Origin of the sequence: Marinobacter sp. ES-1 (assembly GCF_000475255.1) — a bacterium.
GTDB classification, from domain to species: Bacteria; Pseudomonadota; Gammaproteobacteria; order Pseudomonadales; family Oleiphilaceae; genus Marinobacter; species Marinobacter vinifirmus.
In genome coordinates this window covers 48,096-66,743 of record NZ_AXBV01000052.1, presented here as the reverse complement: position 1 = coordinate 66,743, position 18,648 = coordinate 48,096, and the positions used below count along the sequence as shown (strand labels likewise).

General features: G+C 57.6%; 12 protein-coding genes. All 12 read left to right on the top strand.

What is annotated here, in order from left to right; genetic code table 11:
* Window positions 1-13 precede the first annotated feature (13 nt).
* Window positions 14-2,656, top strand: a complete 2,643-nt coding sequence (pepN, locus tag Q668_RS09525) for an aminopeptidase N (protein ID WP_022989381.1) — start codon at window positions 14-16, stop codon at window positions 2,654-2,656.
* A gap of 210 nt (window positions 2,657-2,866) precedes the next feature.
* Window positions 2,867-4,255: a DUF1329 domain-containing protein gene (locus tag Q668_RS09520; RefSeq protein WP_022989380.1), complete on the top strand. Its 1,389-nt coding sequence runs from the start codon at window positions 2,867-2,869 to the stop codon at window positions 4,253-4,255.
* A gap of 65 nt (window positions 4,256-4,320) precedes the next feature.
* Entirely contained in the window at window positions 4,321-5,466 is a 1,146-nt protein-coding gene (locus Q668_RS09515) for a WD40/YVTN/BNR-like repeat-containing protein (RefSeq protein ID WP_227498336.1), read from the top strand.
* A gap of 50 nt (window positions 5,467-5,516) precedes the next feature.
* Window positions 5,517-7,904: an efflux RND transporter permease subunit gene (locus Q668_RS09510; RefSeq protein ID WP_022989378.1), complete on the top strand. Its 2,388-nt coding sequence runs from the start codon at window positions 5,517-5,519 to the stop codon at window positions 7,902-7,904.
* 186 nt (window positions 7,905-8,090) lie between these two features.
* The gene (locus Q668_RS09505; protein WP_022989377.1) at window positions 8,091-9,074 is read left to right on the top strand and encodes a TAXI family TRAP transporter solute-binding subunit; all 984 of its coding nucleotides are present in this window, start codon (window positions 8,091-8,093) and stop codon (window positions 9,072-9,074) included.
* Window positions 9,075-9,155: 81 nt separating this feature from the next.
* Entirely contained in the window at window positions 9,156-11,756 is a 2,601-nt protein-coding gene (locus tag Q668_RS09500) for a TRAP transporter permease (protein WP_022989376.1), read from the top strand.
* A 150-nt stretch (window positions 11,757-11,906) separates the two neighbouring features.
* Window positions 11,907-13,832 carry a threonine--tRNA ligase gene (thrS, locus tag Q668_RS09495; protein WP_022989375.1) on the top strand — a complete coding sequence of 642 codons (1,926 nt, stop codon included), beginning with the start codon at window positions 11,907-11,909 and terminating at the stop codon, window positions 13,830-13,832.
* Window positions 13,829-14,374 (top strand): translation initiation factor IF-3, encoded by a 546-nt coding sequence (gene infC, locus Q668_RS16850; RefSeq protein WP_081697581.1) that lies wholly within the window; start codon window positions 13,829-13,831, stop codon window positions 14,372-14,374. Before thrS ends, infC begins: the two co-directional genes overlap by 4 nt.
* Window positions 14,375-14,469: 95 nt before the next feature.
* Window positions 14,470-14,661, top strand: coding sequence for a 50S ribosomal protein L35 (rpmI, locus tag Q668_RS09485; RefSeq protein ID WP_007151842.1), 192 nt, complete (start codon window positions 14,470-14,472; stop codon window positions 14,659-14,661).
* A gap of 50 nt (window positions 14,662-14,711) precedes the next feature.
* On the top strand, window positions 14,712-15,065 hold the full coding sequence (gene rplT / locus Q668_RS09480) for a 50S ribosomal protein L20 (RefSeq protein WP_022989373.1): 354 nt from the start codon (window positions 14,712-14,714) through the stop codon (window positions 15,063-15,065).
* A gap of 138 nt (window positions 15,066-15,203) precedes the next feature.
* Window positions 15,204-16,202, top strand: coding sequence for a phenylalanine--tRNA ligase subunit alpha (pheS, locus tag Q668_RS09475; RefSeq protein ID WP_022989372.1), 999 nt, complete (start codon window positions 15,204-15,206; stop codon window positions 16,200-16,202).
* A gap of 72 nt (window positions 16,203-16,274) precedes the next feature.
* The gene (pheT, locus tag Q668_RS09470; protein ID WP_022989371.1) at window positions 16,275-18,647 is read left to right on the top strand and encodes a phenylalanine--tRNA ligase subunit beta; all 2,373 of its coding nucleotides are present in this window, start codon (window positions 16,275-16,277) and stop codon (window positions 18,645-18,647) included.
* Window position 18,648: the final 1 nt, after the last annotated feature.

The following is an 18,648-nucleotide window of genomic DNA, read 5'->3' as shown; positions in this document are numbered from 1 at the left end:
CTGGAGAGTATGAATGCGAACCAACCAGCCACAAACCATTTACCTGAGTGAATACAAGGTTCCTGCGTATCTGGTTGACCACGTGGATCTGCGTTTCGAATTGTTTGAAGATGGCGCCCGGGTGCACAGTACCCTGTCTGTACGCCGTAATCCTGAGTCGGTAGACACCGGTGCCCCCCTGTTCCTGCACGGCGATAGCCTGAAGCTGGAGTCGGTGGCCCTGAATGGCTCAGCGCTGGCTGCCGGTGATTTCGAAGACCGTGGCGATGCGCTGATCGTGCCTTCGGTACCGGAGCAATTCGAATTGCAGGTGGTTACCTGGATCGAGCCGCAGAACAACACCCGGCTGGAAGGTTTGTACAAGTCCTCCGGAATGTTCTGTACCCAGTGCGAGGCCGAGGGCTTCCGTTGCATCACTTTCTACCCGGACCGCCCGGATGTGATGGCCCGGTTCCGCACCCGGATTGAAGCGGATAGAGGCGCCTACCCGGTACTGTTGTCTAACGGTAACCCGGTAGAGCAGGGCGAGCTCGAAAACGGCCGCCACTTTGTCACCTGGGAAGACCCGTTCCCCAAGCCGGCTTATCTGTTCGCGCTGGTTGCCGGAGACCTGGTGGAGAAAAAAGACACCTTCACTACCTGTTCCGGCCGTAACATTGACCTGCGCATGTACGTGGAGCCCCGCAACGCGCAGAAGTGCGATTTCGCCATGGACGCCCTCAAGCGCTCCATGCGCTGGGATGAAGACGTCTACGGCCGCGAATACGACCTGGATATCTTCATGATCGTGGCGGTGGATGACTTCAACATGGGGGCCATGGAAAACAAGGGCCTGAATATTTTCAACTCGTCCTGCGTGCTGGCCAGCCAGGACACGGCGACCGACGCCACCTTCCAGCGTATCGAAGCCATTGTCGCCCACGAGTATTTCCACAACTGGTCCGGCAACCGGGTTACCTGCAGGGACTGGTTCCAGCTGAGCCTGAAGGAAGGCTTTACGGTATTCCGGGATTCCCAGTTCTCCGCCGACATGGGATCGCCAACGGTCAAGCGCATTGAAGACGTTACCCTGTTGCGCACCGCACAGTTCGCGGAAGATGCCGGCCCCATGGCCCATCCGGTGCGGCCCGCGTCTTACATGGAAATCTCCAACTTCTACACCCTGACCATCTACGAGAAAGGGGCGGAAGTGGTACGGATGATTCACAACCTGCTTGGCGACGAACTGTTCCGCAAGGGCAGTGATCTGTACTTCGAGCGCCACGATGGCCAGGCGGTGACCACCGATGATTTCGTCAAGGCCATGGAAGATGCCTCCGGGCGTGACCTGAGCCAGTTCCGGTTGTGGTACGAACAGGCAGGCACGCCGGTGGTTAGCGTGGAAGATGACTACGATGCGGATAAGGGCGTGTATGGCCTGACCATCCGCCAGAACATTCCCGATACGCCGGGGCAGACCGGCAAGAAGCCTCAGCACATTCCGTTCGCCATGGGCCTGCTTGACAGCGAAGGCCAGCCGTTGCCGCTGAATGCCTGCGCTGGCGAGCAGGACGGCCCGCTGGAGCGGGTGCTGGAGCTGACTGAGGCCGAGCACCGTTTCGAATTCCATGGCCTGGCCGAACGGCCTGTGCCGTCCCTGCTGCGGGATTTCTCGGCGCCGGTGCGGGTGCAGTATCCGTGGAGCCGGGAACAGCTGTTGTTCCTGATGAGCCACGATCCGGACGGCTTCAATCGTTGGGATGCGGGCCAGCGCCTGGCCGTGGATGTTATCCAGTCTCTGGTGGGTGCGCCGGAGCAGGCCGAGGTTGAGCCGCGGCTGGCGGATGCCTACCGCAAATTGCTGAACGATGCCTCTCTGGACCAGGCGCTGGTGGCCAAGATGCTGTTGCTGCCGTCGGAAGCCTACCTGGTAGAACTGGCGGAGCAGGCCGATGTGCCGGCTATCCACGCGGCCCGGGAGCGGGTGTTGAAGCACCTGGCACAAGAGCTGAAAGATGACCTGCTGGCCTGTTACCAGCGCAACCGGGAGCAGGGCGATTACCAGCTGGGCCCGGATGCCATTGCCCGTCGCAGCCTGTGTAATACGGCACTGGGCTGGTTGATGAGTATTGACGATGAGCGGGCCCGGGAGCTGGCGTTAGAGCAGTTCCGCAGTGCAGACAACATGACGGATCGCCTGGGTGCCCTGCGGGCGCTGGTCAATTCCGGCTTTGCAGCAGATCGTGAGCAGGCCCTCGAGAGCTTCTACCAGCGCTTCAGCGATGATCCGCAGGTGGTGGAGCTCTGGTTCTCGGTACAGGCGTCCAGCGGCCAGGCCGGCCAGCTGCCACACATCCTGCAGCTGCTGGAGCATCCGGCCTTTGACTGGAAAAACCCGAACAAGGTGCGCTCCGTAGTGGGTGTATTTGCCGGCCAGAACCTGGCGGCGTTCCATAATCCTGATGGCAGTGGCTATCAGTTCCTGGCCGGGCAGGTTTGCCGCCTGGATGACAGCAACCCGCAGATTGCCTCCCGCCTGGTAACGCCGTTAACGCGCTGGCGGAAGTTCGCACCTGCCTACTCCAGCCAGATGAAAGCGGCACTGGAAGGCATCCGGGACAAAGATAACCTGTCCCGTGACCTGTACGAAGTTGTGCATAAGAGCCTGGCAGGCTGACCTGCTGGCGGGGCCCGAGCCAGGCGCACGGGCCCGCGCTGGCTGTGTATCGTTTTGTGTTTTTTCAACCGTCGTCACAGCCTGATACAAAATCGCACTTTCGGTCGATAGACAATGTTGCTCAATCGGCTAATCTGTTGGAAAGTCTGCGATTGCATCAGACCATAACAATAAAGCCCGACAGAGGCTTCCAGACGGAAAGGTTGCACAATGAGATACAACAAAAACGTTCTTTTGGGTGGGCTGCTGGCAGCTTCCTTTGCCGCATCCCCCGTTTACGCGGCTGTGTCTGCTTCAGAAGCAGCACGGCTGGGTAATGACCTGACCCCTTTCGGTTCGGTCAAGGCCGGAAACGCCGATGGCACCATCCCCGCGTGGGACGGCGGCCTGACAGAGCCTCCGGCCGGCTATCAGGGCAGTGGCCAGCACCATATCAACCCGTTTCCGAACGACCAGGTGCTGTTCACCATCAATGCGTCCAACATGGACCAGTACAGCGAGCACCTGACCGATGGCCTGAAGGCCATGTTTGAAACCTACCCGACCACCTTCCAGATTCCGGTTTACCAGTCCCGCCGTACCCATGCGGTTCCTGACTGGGTTGCCGAGAATACTCGCAAGAACGCGGTGAATGCGGAAATTGTGGGTGAATCCGAGGGCCTGGAAGGCGCCTTCGGTGGCTATCCTTTCCCGATCCTGCATGGCAATAACGAAGAAAAAGCCTGGCAGGTGATCTGGAACCACCTGACCCGCTGGCGCGGTATATCCCTTACCCGTCGTTCCAGTGAAGTGGCCGTGCAGCCCAACGGGGATTACGGTCTGGTGACGTCCCAGCAGGAAGCCTTTTTCAACTTCTACAGCCCTGAAGGCAGTGAAAAAGATCTCGATAACATCATTTTCTACTACCTGTCTTTCACCCAGTCTCCGCCCCGCCTTGCCGGTGGTGCGATCCTGGTTCATGAAACCCTGAACCAGATCGTCAGCCCCCGTAATGGCTGGGGTTATAACGCCGGGCAGCGCCGTGTGCGCCGGGCACCCAACCTGGGTTACGACTCCCCGATCGCGGCGGCCGATAACCTTCGGACGGCCGACGACACCGATATTTTCAACGGTGCCATGGATCGCTATAACTGGAATTACGAAGGGATGCGGGAAATCTACGTGCCCTACAACAACTACAAGATTGGCGAAAAGGGCACTCCGTATTCCGAGATTCTGGGTATTTCCCACCTGAATCCTGACCTTACCCGCTGGGAATTGCACCGGGTGCACGTGGTTCAAGCCACCCTCAAGGATGGTGAACGCCACATCTACGCCAAGCGTCGTTTCTATGTCGATGCCGACAGCTGGAACACTCTGCTGCTCGACCAGTACGACGGCCGTGGTGAGCTCTGGCGCGTAACCATGGGTATCGCTAAGAACTATTACGACATGCCGGGTGTGTGGACAGCACTGGACGTGTACCACGACCTGCAGGCCCGTCGTTACCATGTTCTGGGCCTGGATACCGAAGAACCCAACACCCGAGTGTTCACTGACGACGTGCCCAGCAAGCGTTACTTCTCGCCGGCTTCCCTGCGCAGACGAAGTGTACGCTGAGTTTTGGCGCGGGCTCAGGCCCGCGCCGGCAGCTTTCTGATCTAACCAACGTAAAGGCAATCTGAATGGCTAATAGGTTCATGTGCGAGACACTGGGTTCTGCCTGTCTTGGTCTGTCCATGGCATTGGCAGCACCTGCGGCGTTTGCGCTGACAGATATCATCGAGACCCCGGCTTTAATGTCGGACCTGGCTCCGGAATCCCTGCTCAACGATGCCACCCGTGCGGGTGACCGCATTGTTGCCGTTGGCGAGCGCGGGCATGTGATTTACTCCGATGATGAAGGGCAAACCTGGACCCAGGCCGAGGTGCCTGTATCGGTGACACTGAACGCCGTGGATTTTGGCAGCGACAGCAGCGGCTGGGTTGTTGGCCACAGTGGTGTGGTGCTGCATTCCGGGGATGCCGGGGCTACCTGGCAGCTGCAGTTCGATGGCCTGCAGGCGGCTGAGCTGGTGATCGAAAGCCGGGAAGAGCAGATTGCTGCGATGGAAGAGCGTATCGAACAGGCTCCGGAAGCCGAAAAGGGCGACCTGGAATGGGCGCTGGATGACCTGTTCTTTGCCCTGGAGAACGTGCAGGCAGACATGGAAATCGGCCCGGTTAACCCGTTACTGGATGTGTGGTTTGAAAACGACCAGCACGGCTTCGTGGTGGGTGCCTACGGCATGGTCCTGCGCACGCAGGATGGCGGTGAAACCTGGGAAGACTGGGGCCCGCAGCTCAGCAACCCGCAGAACTTCCATTTGAACAGCGTGGCCCGGGTAACCGGTGGTGGGCTGGTGATCGTGGGCGAAGCCGGCCAGGTGCATGTATCCGTCGATAACGGTGATACCTGGGAGCGGCGCGAGAGCCCCTACGATGGCTCACTGTTTGGCGTGATGGGTACCGGCAAGGTGAATGAAGTGCTGGCCTTCGGTCTTCGCGGCAACACCATGTTATCGACGGATCTCGGCCGCAGCTGGACCATGGTTGCTAACGAAGGCGGCACCACCCTGAACAACGGTTCGGTTGCAGACGATGGCCGGGTCACCCTGGTGGGTAACAGCGGCGCGGTGCTGATGAGCAGCAACGGTGGTGAAAGTTTCCGCGCGCACTTCCGGAACGACCGGGAGGGTGTCATGGGTGTGGTTCCACTGAGCGGAACCAATCTTCTTCTGGTAGGCGAGGGCGGTGTAATGATCACCGATTCTCGCGGCCGGGACCTGTAATAACGCCCTGGTGTGGCATCAACGGATTTAATGGATAGAGGGGTTTTTTAATGTCTGACCCGATGCATGACAGGGGTGAACATTACCTGACAACGCCCAAGGCGGAGCCGTTCCTTGAGCGTTTGATTTTTAATAACCGGGCGCTGATTCTTATCGCGTTCTTTGTGCTGACGCTGTTCCTCGGCTACAACGCCGTGAAGATCCAGCCAGACGCCAGCTTCGAGCGGATGATTCCGCTTGAGCATCCGTACATTGTGAATATGCTCGAACACAGGGACGACCTGGAAAACCTGGGTAACTTCGTGCGTATTGCGGTTGCGGTGGAAGACGGCGATATCTTTACCGCCGAATACATGGAAACCCTGAAGCAGATTACCGATGAGATGTTCTACCTGAACGGTGTTGACCGTTCCGGCCTGAAGTCTCTCTGGACCTCCAACGTACGTTGGGTGGAAGTGACCGAGCAGGGTTTCCAGGGTGGTACCGTGATTCCGGACACCTACGACGGCACTCGCGAGAGTCTTGAGCAGTTGCGCCAGAACGTACTGCGTTCGAACGAAGTAGGCCGCCTGATTTCAGACAACTTCCGTTCCACGATTGTGTACGCGCCGCTGTACGAGACCAACCCGGAAACCGGCGAGCCGTTGGATTACGCCGCGTTCTCCAAAGAGCTCGAAGAAAAGATTCGCAGCAAATACCAGAAGCAGAACCCGGAAATCAGCATCCACATCGTTGGCTTTGCCAAGAAAGTGGGCGACCTGATTGAAGGTATCGGTTCCATTGCCTGGTTTGCCGGCATCACCATCCTGCTGACCACGTTGCTGCTGTTCTGGTATTCCCGTTGCATCGCCGGCACGCTGATCCCGGTGCTGACCTCCATCATCGCTGTGTTCTGGCAGCTGGGTACCCTCCGGCTTCTGGGCTATGGCCTGGACCCGTACTCGGTGCTGGTGCCGTTCCTGGTGTTTGCGATCGGTATCAGCCACGGCGTACAGATTGTTAACGCCATGGCTGTGGAAGCGGCCAAGGGCTTTGATGCCGTCACAGCAGCCCGCCTGGCATTCCGTGCCCTGTATATCCCGGGCATGCTGGCGCTGATTTCCGACGCCATGGGCTTCCTGACCCTGGTGTTCATCGAAATCGACGTTATCCGTGACCTCGCCGTTGCCGCCGGCCTGGGTGTGGCGTTTGTAATCATCACCAACCTGGTGCTGCATGTACTGATCATGTCTTACATCGGCATCTCCAAAGGCGGTGTCCGGCACGTACAGAATCATGGTGAAAAGCAGGATCGCAAGTGGCGGGTCATGTCCTATTTCGCCCATCCGGGGGTTGCGCCGATTTCCCTGCTGATTGCAGTGATTGGCCTGGGTCTTGGCATGTACTACAAGCAGGATCTGAAAGTAGGTGACCTGGACCAGGGTGCGCCGGAGTTGCGTGCAGATTCCCGCTACAACAAGGACAACGCCTACATCATCAACAACTACTCCACCAGTGCCGATGTATTGGTGGTGATGGTGAAAACCCCGGAAGAGCAGTGCACCCAGTACAACGTGCTGCGCGCCATGGACAGCCTTCAGTGGCAGCTGCAGAACACCCCGGGCGTGCAGAGTTCCGCATCCCTGGCAGATGTCTCCAAGCTGGTGACCAAGGCCCTCAACGAGGGTAACTGGAAGTGGTATGAGATTTCCCGCAACCAGACCATCATCAACGCGTCTATCCGGGACGCGCCGGCCGGCCTGATCAACACCAGTTGCGACCTGACTCCGGTGCTGGTGTTCCTGGAAGATCACAAGGCGGAAACCCTGGAAACCGTGGTTGAGCGCGTTGAAGCCTTCGCCCAGACCAACAGCAACGAAGAGCACACCTTCCTGCTGGCGGCCGGTAACGCAGGTATTGAAGCGGCGACCAATGAAGTGATTTCCAGCGCCAAGGACATGATGCTGTTGCTGGTCTACGGTGTGGTGAGCTTGCTGTGCTTCCTGACCTTCCGTTCACTTCGTGCGGTGGCCTGTATCGTGATTCCTCTGGGCCTGACCTCCATTTTGTGTGAGGCGATCATGGCGGTGTCCGGTATCGGTATCAAGGTGGCGACCTTGCCGGTAATCGCGCTGGGCGTGGGTATCGGTGTCGACTACGGTATCTACATCTACGCCAAGCTCGAGAAGTTCCTGCTGGAAGGCAAGACGCTGCAGGAGGCTTACTACGAAACCCTTCGTTCGACCGGTAAGGCCGTTATCTTCACCGGCGTGACCCTGGGCCTTGGTGTAGTGACCTGGATCTTCTCGCCGATCAAGTTCCAGGCGGATATGGGCTTCCTGCTGTTCTTCATGTTCCTGTGGAACATGGTGGGAGCGATCTGGCTGTTGCCAGCACTGGCCCGCTTCCTGCTGAGACCGGACAAAATGCTGGCGAAAGCCCGCGCAGCCAAGTCTTAATGATTGGCTAAAGCCCCCGAAAGCCTGCGTAAGCGGGCTTTTTTCTTGAATACTCAGCTGGTTAGCGAACTAATCCTTTCTTTATTTATCGCCCGAAGTGTTCTATGTTTTAAAACGAACCGGATGTTTGTCCGTATTTCTGGGCGGGCAATTGATTACAACGACCAAGAAAAAGGAAGAGCACACATGACACTGAAACTCAAAGCGTCCGCTTTTGCCATGGCTGCAGCTGTTTCTCTGGGAGCTGCATCGACTGCAGTTTCTGCCCAGGAGCAGCGCTTCGTAACCATCGGCACTGGCGGTGTAACCGGCGTTTATTACCCGGCGGGTGGCGCGATCTGTCGTCTGGTGAACATGGATCGTAAGGAACACGGTATCCGTTGCTCGGTAGAGAGCACCGGTGGTTCTGTCTATAACCTGAATGCCATCCGTGCCGGCGAACTGGACCTGGCGGTTGCCCAGTCTGACTGGCAGTACCACGCCTACAACGGCACCAGCGAGTTCACTGATGCAGGCAAGAATGAAAAGCTGCGCGCGGTATTCTCCATGCACCCGGAGCCGTTCACCGTTGTTGCCAGCAAAGGCTCCGGCATCAAGAACTTCGAAGACCTGGAAGGCAAGCGGGTTTCCGTGGGTAACCCGGGTTCCGGCCAGCGCGCGACCGCAGAAGTTCTGATGAAGGAAATGGGCTGGGAGTTGGACAAGTTCTCCCTGGCGGCCGAAATCAAGGCGGCAGAGCAGTCCCAGGCCCTGTGTGATGGCAACATCGATGCCTTCTTCTATACCGTTGGCCACCCCTCCGGTGCCATCAAGGAAGCCACCACTTCCTGTGACAGCGTACTGGTGAACGTGGATAACGCAGCCACCAAGAAGCTGATCGACGATAACCCGTACTACCGTAAGGCGGTTATCCCCGGCGGCATGTACCGTGGTTCCGACGATGACGTAACCACTTTCGGTGTGGCAGCTACCTTTGTGTCTTCCACCGATGTGCCGGACGACGTGGTATACGAAGTGGTCAAGGCGGTATTCGAGAACTTTGACAGCTTCAAGCGCCTGCACCCTGCGTTTGGCAACCTGAAGAAGGAAGAAATGGTCTCTGATGCCCTGAGTGCACCGCTGCACCCGGGTGCGGCCAAGTACTACCGTGAAGCTGGTCTGATCGACTGATCAGCCGGGTAGAGAGCAGAGCGGGCGCCAAGCCCGCTCTGTTGATTCAGTCAGACTGTTTTTTATTTGCAGGAACGTTCTATGGCAACGAATGACCCGGGCACCGGGGCAGGTGCGGATGCCGCAAAGGTAAGCGAGGTACTGCAGACCGAAACCGGTGGCCGTGCCCTGCAGGGCCCAGCAGCGGTACTCCTCTTCATCATTCCGGTATGCTGGTCTTTGTTCCAGCTCTGGATCGCATCACCCCTGCCGTTCATTCTGAACTTCGGTATTTTCAACTCGACAGAAGCCCGCTCCATTCACCTGGCGTTTGCGGTATTTCTGGCGTTTTCGGCATTCCCCATGATTAAGGGGGTTCATGCCAACAAGGTGCCCATCTATGACTGGGTGCTGGCCCTGGCCGCGGCCTTTGCGGCGTCTTATCTCTACGTTTTCTACGACCAGCTGGCGACGCGACCGGGTGCACCGATTACCGCGGATTTGTGGGTGGCAATGGTTGGCCTGGTGCTGTTACTTGAGGCAACCCGGCGGGCGCTTGGCCTGCCGTTGACGATTGTTGCAGCGGTGTTTATAGGCTATTCCCTTGCCGGCCCCTATATGCCGGATGTCATCTCCCACAAAGGGGTCAGCCTGAATAAACTGGCTTCACACCAGTGGCTGGGCACAGAAGGCGTGTTCGGTGTTGCTCTCGGGGTTTCCACCAGCTTCGTCTTCCTGTTTGTGCTCTTCGGTGCTCTGCTCGAGCGGGCGGGCGCCGGCAACTATTTCATCAAGGTTGCCTACGCAATGCTCGGCCATATGAAGGGCGGCCCGGCCAAGGCGGCGGTGGTGTCCAGTGGCCTGAGCGGTGTGATTTCCGGGTCTTCCATTGCCAACGTGGTGACCACCGGTACCTTTACCATTCCGCTGATGAAGCGGGTGGGTTTCCCGGCTACCAAGGCCGGTGCGGTTGAGGTGGCTGCGTCCACCAACGGTCAGCTGACCCCGCCGATCATGGGCGCTGCGGCGTTCCTGATGGTGGAATATGTGGGCATTTCCTACCTGGAAGTGATCAAGCATGCGATTCTGCCGGCGCTGATTTCCTATGTGGCATTGATCTACATCGTGCACCTGGAAGCCTGCAAGCTGAAGATGCACGGCATTGAACGGCCGAACCGGCCATCCCTGGCCCAGCGCATGCTGAACTGGGTGGTGGTGCTGATCGGGCTGATTGTGCTGACCTTTGCCGTCTATTACGGCGTCGGCTGGACCAAGGGTGTGCTTGGAGAAGCGGCACCCTGGGTGCTTGGCCCCGTCCTGGTTGCCATCTACGTGGCGTTGATTGGCTATGCCACCCGCTTCCCGGAACTGGAGGAAGATGATCCGGACAAGGCCATGGATGAACTTCCGGAAGTCGGCCCTACGGTGAAAACCGGGTTGTATTACCTGCTTCCGGTGGTGGTGCTGGTCTGGTGCCTGACGGTTGAGCGATTCTCGCCCCAGCTGTCGGCGTTCTGGGCCACCCTGTTCATGGTGTTCATTGTCATCACCCAGCGCCCGCTGAAGGCGTTTTTTCGCAAGCATGGCGGCTTCATGGACGAGTTCACCGGTGGTATCGGTGATCTGTTCCACTCCCTGGCCACCGGTGCCCGGAATATGGTGGGTATCGGTGTGGCAACGGCCACTGCCGGCATCGTGGTGGGTACGGTTACCCTGACGGGTATCGGGCTGGTGATGACCCAGTTCGTGGAATTCCTGTCTGGCGGTAACTTGTTGCTGATGCTGATGTTTACCGCGGTGATCAGCCTGATCCTGGGTATGGGCCTGCCCACTACGGCCAACTACATTGTGGTGTCCACCCTGATGGCGCCGGTGATTGTGACTCTGGGGGCCCAGAACGGCCTGCTGGTGCCGTTGATTGCGGTGCACCTGTTTGTGTTCTACTTCGGCATACTGGCGGACGACACGCCGCCCGTGGGGCTGGCCGCCTACGCGGCGGCCGCCATATCCGGGGCAGATCCCATACGAACGGGTATTCAGGGCTTCACCTACGATATCCGGACCGCGATCCTGCCGTTCATGTTCATCTTCAACACCCAGTTGTTGCTGATCGGGCTGACCGGTTGGGTGGATCTGCTGATTACAGTCTTCAGTGCAGTGACCGCCATGCTGGTGTTTTCTGCGGCTACCCAGGGCTACTGGTTTACCCGTAGCTATAAGTGGGAAACCGTTTTGCTGCTGCTGATTACCTTCACCATGTTCCGGCCCGGCTTCTGGTGGGATATGGTTTATCCGCCATACGAGGAGCGCCAGGGCGAAGCCATCATGGAGTACGTCGAGCAGGCTGAGCCAGGCGAGAAAGTGGTGTTCCGTGTTTCCGGTATGGCACTGGATGGCAGTGATACCACAACCTACACCCAACTGGAGATTCCTGCCGGCGATTCGGCAACTGAGCGGTTGTCTGCTGCAGGCCTGGAGGTGTCTGTCAGTGGCGATATGCTGGCAGTTGATTTCGTGAACTTCGGCAGTGCCGCGGAAGAAGCCGGTATCGATTTCGGCTGGAACATCGAAGCGGTGCAGGCCAAGCTCGACAGGCCGCCGAAGGAAGTGATGTTCATCCCGGCCCTGTTGCTGCTTGCGTTGGTGGCCTTTGGCCAGCTTAAGCGGAAAGCCAGGGAGGATGCCCAGCCCCAGGCTGCGTAACCTGAATCGGCGTTCGTACAAACCCGGCATTGTTGCCGGGTTTTTTTCTGTTAAACTCGCCTCCAAACCGACCCGCGGTTTGTATCGCGGCAGCCGGCCACCATGTGATCTTTGGTATAGATCACCGCTGAGAAACCACAGGAGAGCATCATGCCCGTTATTACTCTGCCCGATGGCAGCCACCGTAGTTTTGCCGAACCCGTAACCGTTCACGACGTTGCCGCCGATATTGGTGCAGGCCTTGCCAAGGCCGCCCTGGCTGGAAAAGTGAATGGCAAACTCGTGGATACCAGCTACCTGATCGAAAACGATGTGGATCTGGCCATCGTAACCGAGCGCGATGAAGACGGCGTAGACGTGATTCGCCACTCCACGGCACACCTTATGGCCATGGCGGTACAAGATCTGTTCCCCGGCGCCCAGGTAACCATCGGGCCGGTGATTGAGAACGGTTTCTACTACGACTTCAAATACGAGCGCCCGTTTACCAACGAAGACCTGGCGCGCATCGAAAAGCGTATGGAAGAACTCGCCAAACAGGACCTGCCGGTCTCCCGTTCCATCATGTCCCGGGAGGAAGCGGTCAAACTGTTTGAAAAAATGGGTGAGGAATACAAGGTTCGGATCATCGAGGATATCCCCGGTGAGGAAGATCTGTCGTTCTATAGTCAAGGTGACTTTATTGACCTGTGCCGTGGTCCTCACGTGCCCAGCACCGGCAAGCTGAAAGCGTTCAAGCTCACCAAGGTTGCGGGTGCCTACTGGCGCGGTGATACCAGCAATGAACAATTGCAGCGTATCTACGGCACGGCCTGGGGTAACAAGAAAGACCTGAAAACCTATCTGCATCGCCTGGAAGAGGCCGAAAAGCGGGATCACCGAAAGATTGGCAAGAAGCTGGGCCTGTTCCACATGCAGGAAGAAGCTCCCGGCATGGTGTTCTGGCATCCGGATGGCTGGTCCTTGTACCAGGAAGTTGAGCAGTACATGCGGGCCAAGCAGCACCAGCATGGCTACCAGGAAATCAAGACTCCGCAGGTGGTGTCCCGTACCCTGTGGGAGAAATCCGGGCATTGGGACAAGTTCAAGGACGGCATGTTTACCACCGAGTCCGAGAAACACGACTATGCCATCAAGCCCATGAACTGCCCCTGCCACGTGCAGGTGTTCAACCAGGGCCTGAAGAGCTACAAGGATTTACCGCTGCGCCTGGCGGAGTTCGGTTCCTGCCACCGGAATGAAGCTTCCGGCGCACTGCACGGCCTGATGCGGGTGCGTGGATTTACCCAGGATGATGCGCATATCTTCTGCGAAGAAGATGCGATCCAGCAGGAAGTATCGGCATTTATCGAAATGCTGCACGAAGTCTATGCAGACTTCGGCTTTAACGAGATTCTGTACAAACTGTCTACCCGCCCGGAAAAGCGCGTAGGTTCCGATGAAGTCTGGGACAAGGCCGAGGCCGCCCTGGAAGAAGCCCTGAATCGCGAAGGCGTAGACTGGGAATTGTTGCCGGGTGAGGGTGCTTTCTACGGGCCCAAGATCGAGTTCTCCCTGAAAGATTGTCTCGGCCGGGTGTGGCAGTGTGGTACCATTCAGGTCGATTTCTCCATGCCGGGTCGCCTTGGCGCCCAGTATGTGGCCGATAATTCCGAGCGGAAAACGCCGGTTATGCTGCACCGGGCGGTGCTCGGGTCTTTTGAGCGGTTTATCGGTATACTGATCGAAGAATACGAAGGGGCTTTCCCCACCTGGCTGGCACCGACGCAGGTTGCGATCCTGAATATCACTGATAATCAGCGTGACTACTGTCAGAAACTGGCCGAAAAGTGGGATTCTTTGGGATATCGGGTTAATGCTGACTTGAGAAACGAGAAGATCGGCTTTAAAATCCGCGAGCATACTCTTAACAAGGTTCCCTATCTTGTCGTTGCAGGCGACAAGGAAATCGAAAACAACGCCGTTGCCGTACGTACTCGCAAAGGTGAAGATTTGGGAACCTTATCGCTCGAAGCGTTTGAACAGCTGCTGGCTGACGACATTCAACGCAAGGGCAGAACCAAGACGGAGAACTGATTATTAAACAGCGAACGAATCGGGGTGGGCGCACTCCTAAAGCGCCTATCAATGAGAATATTGACGCAACTGAAGTCCGCCTGATCGATGCCGAAGGCAACCAGGTAGGTGTTGTAGCAATCGAGGAAGCCCTCCGGATGGCGGAGGAGGCTACCCTGGATTTGGTACAGGTTACGGATTCCGATCCGATCGTCTGTAAGATAATGGATTACGGCAAGAAGATCTTCGACGAGAAAAAGGCGAAGGCTGCTGCCAAGAAGAAACAGAAGCAGACGCAAGTCAAAGAGCTTAAGTTCCGTCCAGGAACTGAAGAAGGGGATTACCAGGTAAAACTACGCAACCTGGTACGTTTCCTTGAGAACGGGGACCGCGGCAAGATCACGATTCGGTTTCGCGGCCGTGAGATGGCACACCAGGAACTTGGTATGAAGCTCATGGGCCGGATTGAAGCCGATATCGAAGAGATTGCAACGGTTGAAATGCGGCCGAAAATGGAAGGCCGTCAGATGACCATGATCGTGGCTCCCCGCAAAAAGAAGTGAACCTGATCCTCTGACGGGTCCCCCGCATTGGCGGGGGATTTGTCGTTCAGGGACACAATTTGTTTTATTTAAAAATAGAATGCGGAGTTTTAAAAATGCCGAAGATGAAAACCAAGAGCGGAGCTACCAAGCGGTTCAAAAAGACCGCCACTGGCTTCAAGCACAAGCAGTCCTTCACCAGCCACATCCTGACCAAGAAGAGCCCGAAGCGTAAGCGTCAGCTGCGCGGCACCAAGCTCATCGCCAAGTCAGATGTTGCATCTATCAAGCGCATGACCGCGTGCTGATCCAGCCGCGCGAAACGTTCCTTAGAAAGTAAAGGTAGAAGGATTATAGTATGGCTCGTGTAAAGCGTGGCGTGGTAGCACGTCGTCGTCACAAGAAGATTCTCAAGCAGGCCAAGGGTTACTACGGCGCTCGTAGTCGTGTATTCCGCGTTGCCAAGCAGGCGGTTATCAAGGCTGGTCAGTATGCCTACCGTGACCGTCGCAACCGTAAGCGCGCGTTCCGTGCACTGTGGATTGCCCGTATCAACGCTGGCGCCCGTGCAAACGGTCTGTCTTACAGCCGTCTGATCGCTGGCTTGAAGAAAGCGAATGTTGAAATCGATCGTAAGGTTCTGGCTGACCTGGCCATGAACGAGCAGCAGGCGTTTGCCGCTGTTGTTGAGAAGGCCAAAGCGTCCCTGTGATCGCTTAAGCTCTTTCATCGATGACTGATCGATCCGGGTGCTTCATGTCATCGTGAATGCACCCTCTGATAGGGGAAGGGCACGCTCTTCCCCTATTTTTGTTTTAACCTACCCCATTTCTGGTTTGGAGCAGGGTCAATGGAAAACCTGGAGCAATTGGTTCAGGACGGGTTGAGCGCCGTTGAAAAGGCAGACAACCTGCAGGCACTTGATCAAATTCGCGTGGAATACCTCGGCAAGAAGGGCGTGATCACCCAGCAGGCAAAGACCCTGGGCAAGCTCTCGGCAGAGGAACGCCCTGCGGCCGGTCAGAAGATCAACGAAGCCAAGGGGCAGGTTGAACAGGCCATCAATGCCCGCCGTGCGGATCTCGAGAAGGCGGCCATCGAGGCCAGGCTGGCCAGCGAATCCATTGATGTTACCCTGCCGGGCCGTGGCCAGGACCTGGGTGGCCTGCACCCGGTAACCCGCACCCTGCAGCGTATTGAAGAAATTTTTGCCCGCGCCGGTTACAGCGTGGAGCAAGGGCCCGAGATCGAAGACGATTACCACAACTTCGAGGCCCTGAATATTCCCGGGCATCACCCGGCCCGCGCCATGCACGATACCTTCTACTTCAATCCCGGTACCCTGCTGCGCACCCATACCTCTCCTGTCCAGATCCGTACCATGGAAGCCGGCAAGCCGCCGTTCCGTATGATCTGCCCGGGCCGCGTTTACCGCTGCGACTCCGACATGACCCACACCCCCATGTTCCACCAGGTGGAGGGGTTGCTGGTTGAGAAGAACGTCAGCTTTGCGGATCTGAAAAGCACGGTGGAAGAATTCCTGCGGGTGTTCTTCGAGCGTGACCTGAAAGTACGTTTCCGTCCGTCTTATTTCCCGTTCACCGAGCCATCCGCCGAGGTGGATATCGAGTGGGGCCGGGAAGCAGACGGCAGCATCAAGTGGCTGGAAGTCATGGGCTGCGGCATGGTGCACCCGAAAGTGTTCGAGCATTGCGGCATTGATGCCGAAGAATATCGTGGCTTTGCCTTTGGCCTGGGCGTAGAGCGCCTGGCCATGCTTCGCTACGGCGTGAAAGACCTGCGCATGTTCTTCGAAAACGACCTGCGTTTCCTGCGCCAGTTCCGGTAAGCCCCAGGGCAGAACGGCGTACGCAGAGCTCAGAATCAACCGCACAAATCGCATCAGGACAAGGCAAGAACGATGAAATTCAGTGAACAGTGGCTGCGCGAATGGGTTAACCCGAATATGGGATCCCAGGAATTGATGGACCAGATCACTATGGCCGGGCTGGAAGTGGACGGCTTCGAACCGGTGGCTGGCGAATTCACCGGCGTGGTGGTTGGCGAGGTGATCTCCGCCGAACCCCATCCGGATGCTGACAAGCTGCGTGTGTGCCAGGTGAGCGATGGTACCAACACCGTGCAGGTTGTTTGTGGTGCGCCCAATGTGCGTGCCGGCCTGAAAGTGCCGTTCGCGGTTGTCGGCGCGGTGTTGCCTGGCAACTTCAAGATCAAGAAGGCCAAGCTGCGCGGCCAGCCTTCCGAAGGCATGCTCTGTTCCGAGTCCGAGCTTGCGTTGTCCGAGAATCATGATGGCCTGATGGAGCTGCCTGCCGATGCCCCTGTCGGCCAGTCCGTGGCGGATTACCTCAAGCTGAACGACATCACCATTGATGTAGATCTCACCCCGAACCGCAGTGACTGCCTGTCCATCAAAGGCCTGGCTCGTGAAGTGGGTGTTCTGAACAGCCTGCTGGTGAACGCACCGGCTATCGAGCCGGTTGAGGCCGTGCATTCAGAGGTTCCTGACATTCGTGTGGAAGCTCCCGCCGGCTGTCCCCGCTATCTGGGCCGGGTACTGCGCAACGTGAACCTGCAGGCAGAAACCCCGCTGTGGATGCAGGAAAAGCTGCGTCGTTCCGGTATCCGTTCCATTGACGCGGCGGTGGATGTCACCAACTACGTCATGCTGGAACTTGGCCAGCCCATGCACGCGTTCGATCGCGAAGAGATCCAGGGCGGCATTGTGGTGCGCATGGCAAAGCCCGCTGAAAAGCTGGTGTTGCTGGATGGCCAGGAAGTGGAACTGACTGAAAACACCCTGGTGATTGCCGATCACGAGAAGCCGGTGGCCATTGCCGGTGTGATGGGTGGCGAGCACTCAGGTGTGAGCGCCAAGACCCGGGACCTGGTGCTGGAGTCTGCCTATTTCGACCCGATTACCCTGGCCGGTAAGGCGCGCGAGTATGGCCTGCACACCGATGCTTCCCACCGCTTCGAACGTGGCGTCGATTACGAGCTGGCCCGGGATGCCATGGAGCGGGCAACCAGCCTGTTGATGGAGATTGTCGGTGGTGAGCCCGGCGAAATTGTTGAAGTGTACAGCGACGAACACCTGCCCAAGGCGCGTACCATCGACCTGCGAGAGCAGCGCCTGGCGGATGTGCTGGGCCTGGCGATCGACCGGACCACGGTTGAAGAAATCCTGATACGCCTTGGTCTGCGTACCGACAAGCTGTTGAAAGACGGCTGGCGCATCAGCGTACCCAGCTTCCGCCCGGATATTTCCATCGAGGAAGACCTGATCGAGGAAGTGGGCCGGATTTACGGTTACAACAACCTGCCGGTTACCGAGCCAACCGGTTCCCTGGGTCTTCGTGCTCGGGAAGAAGCGGTTCGCCCGCTGTCTGCTATCCGCAATTTCTTTGTGGCGCAGGGCTACCAGGAAGCAGTGACCTACAGCTTCGTAGACCCGAAGGTCCAGCAGCTGCTGGATCCTGAACGTGAGGGCATCGCCCTGGCGAACCCGATTTCCGCTGATCTTTCAGTCATGCGTACCACCCTGTGGAGCGGCCTGCTGAAAACGGTTGCCCATAATCAGAACCGTCAGCAGCCACGGATTCGCCTGTTCGAGACCGGCCTGCGCTTTGAGCAGAATGGTGATGCCATCGATCAGCAGCCGATGCTGGCCGGTGTCGTGGTTGGCAACCAGGTACCGGAAAACTGGGTAAACGGTCGCAGAACCGCCGACTTCTTTGATGTAAAAGGGGAGTTGGAGAGCCTGTTCAAAGTGCTGGGTATCGAGATACAGTTCCTCGCCAGCCTGCACCCGGCTCTGCACCCGGGCCAGACCGCCGAATTGCTGCGCGACGGTGAGCATGTGGGCTGGTTGGGTACATTGCACCCGCAAGTGCAGAAAAATCTTGAACTTAATGGCACGATCCTGATGTTTGAGCTATTCTTGAATTCGATCGTTACCGGATATGTACCTAATTTCAAAGATATTTCGAAATTCCCGGAAGTTCGTCGGGATTTGGCTATTATTATCGGGAGCGATGTGGCGTTTGCTCAGGTTGAAGAAGTCGCCCGCAAGCATGCCGGCGAGCACCTGACAGCGATGCGTGTGTTTGATGTCTACGAAGGCGAAAGCCTGGGCGAAGGCAACCGCAGCCTGGCGGTCAGCCTGTTCTGGCAGCATCCGGAGCGCACGCTCAACGAAGACGAAGTGCATTCGCTCTTCAACGGGGTCATCGACGCCCTGAAGGAAGAGTTGGGGGCAACACTGAGGAGTTGAC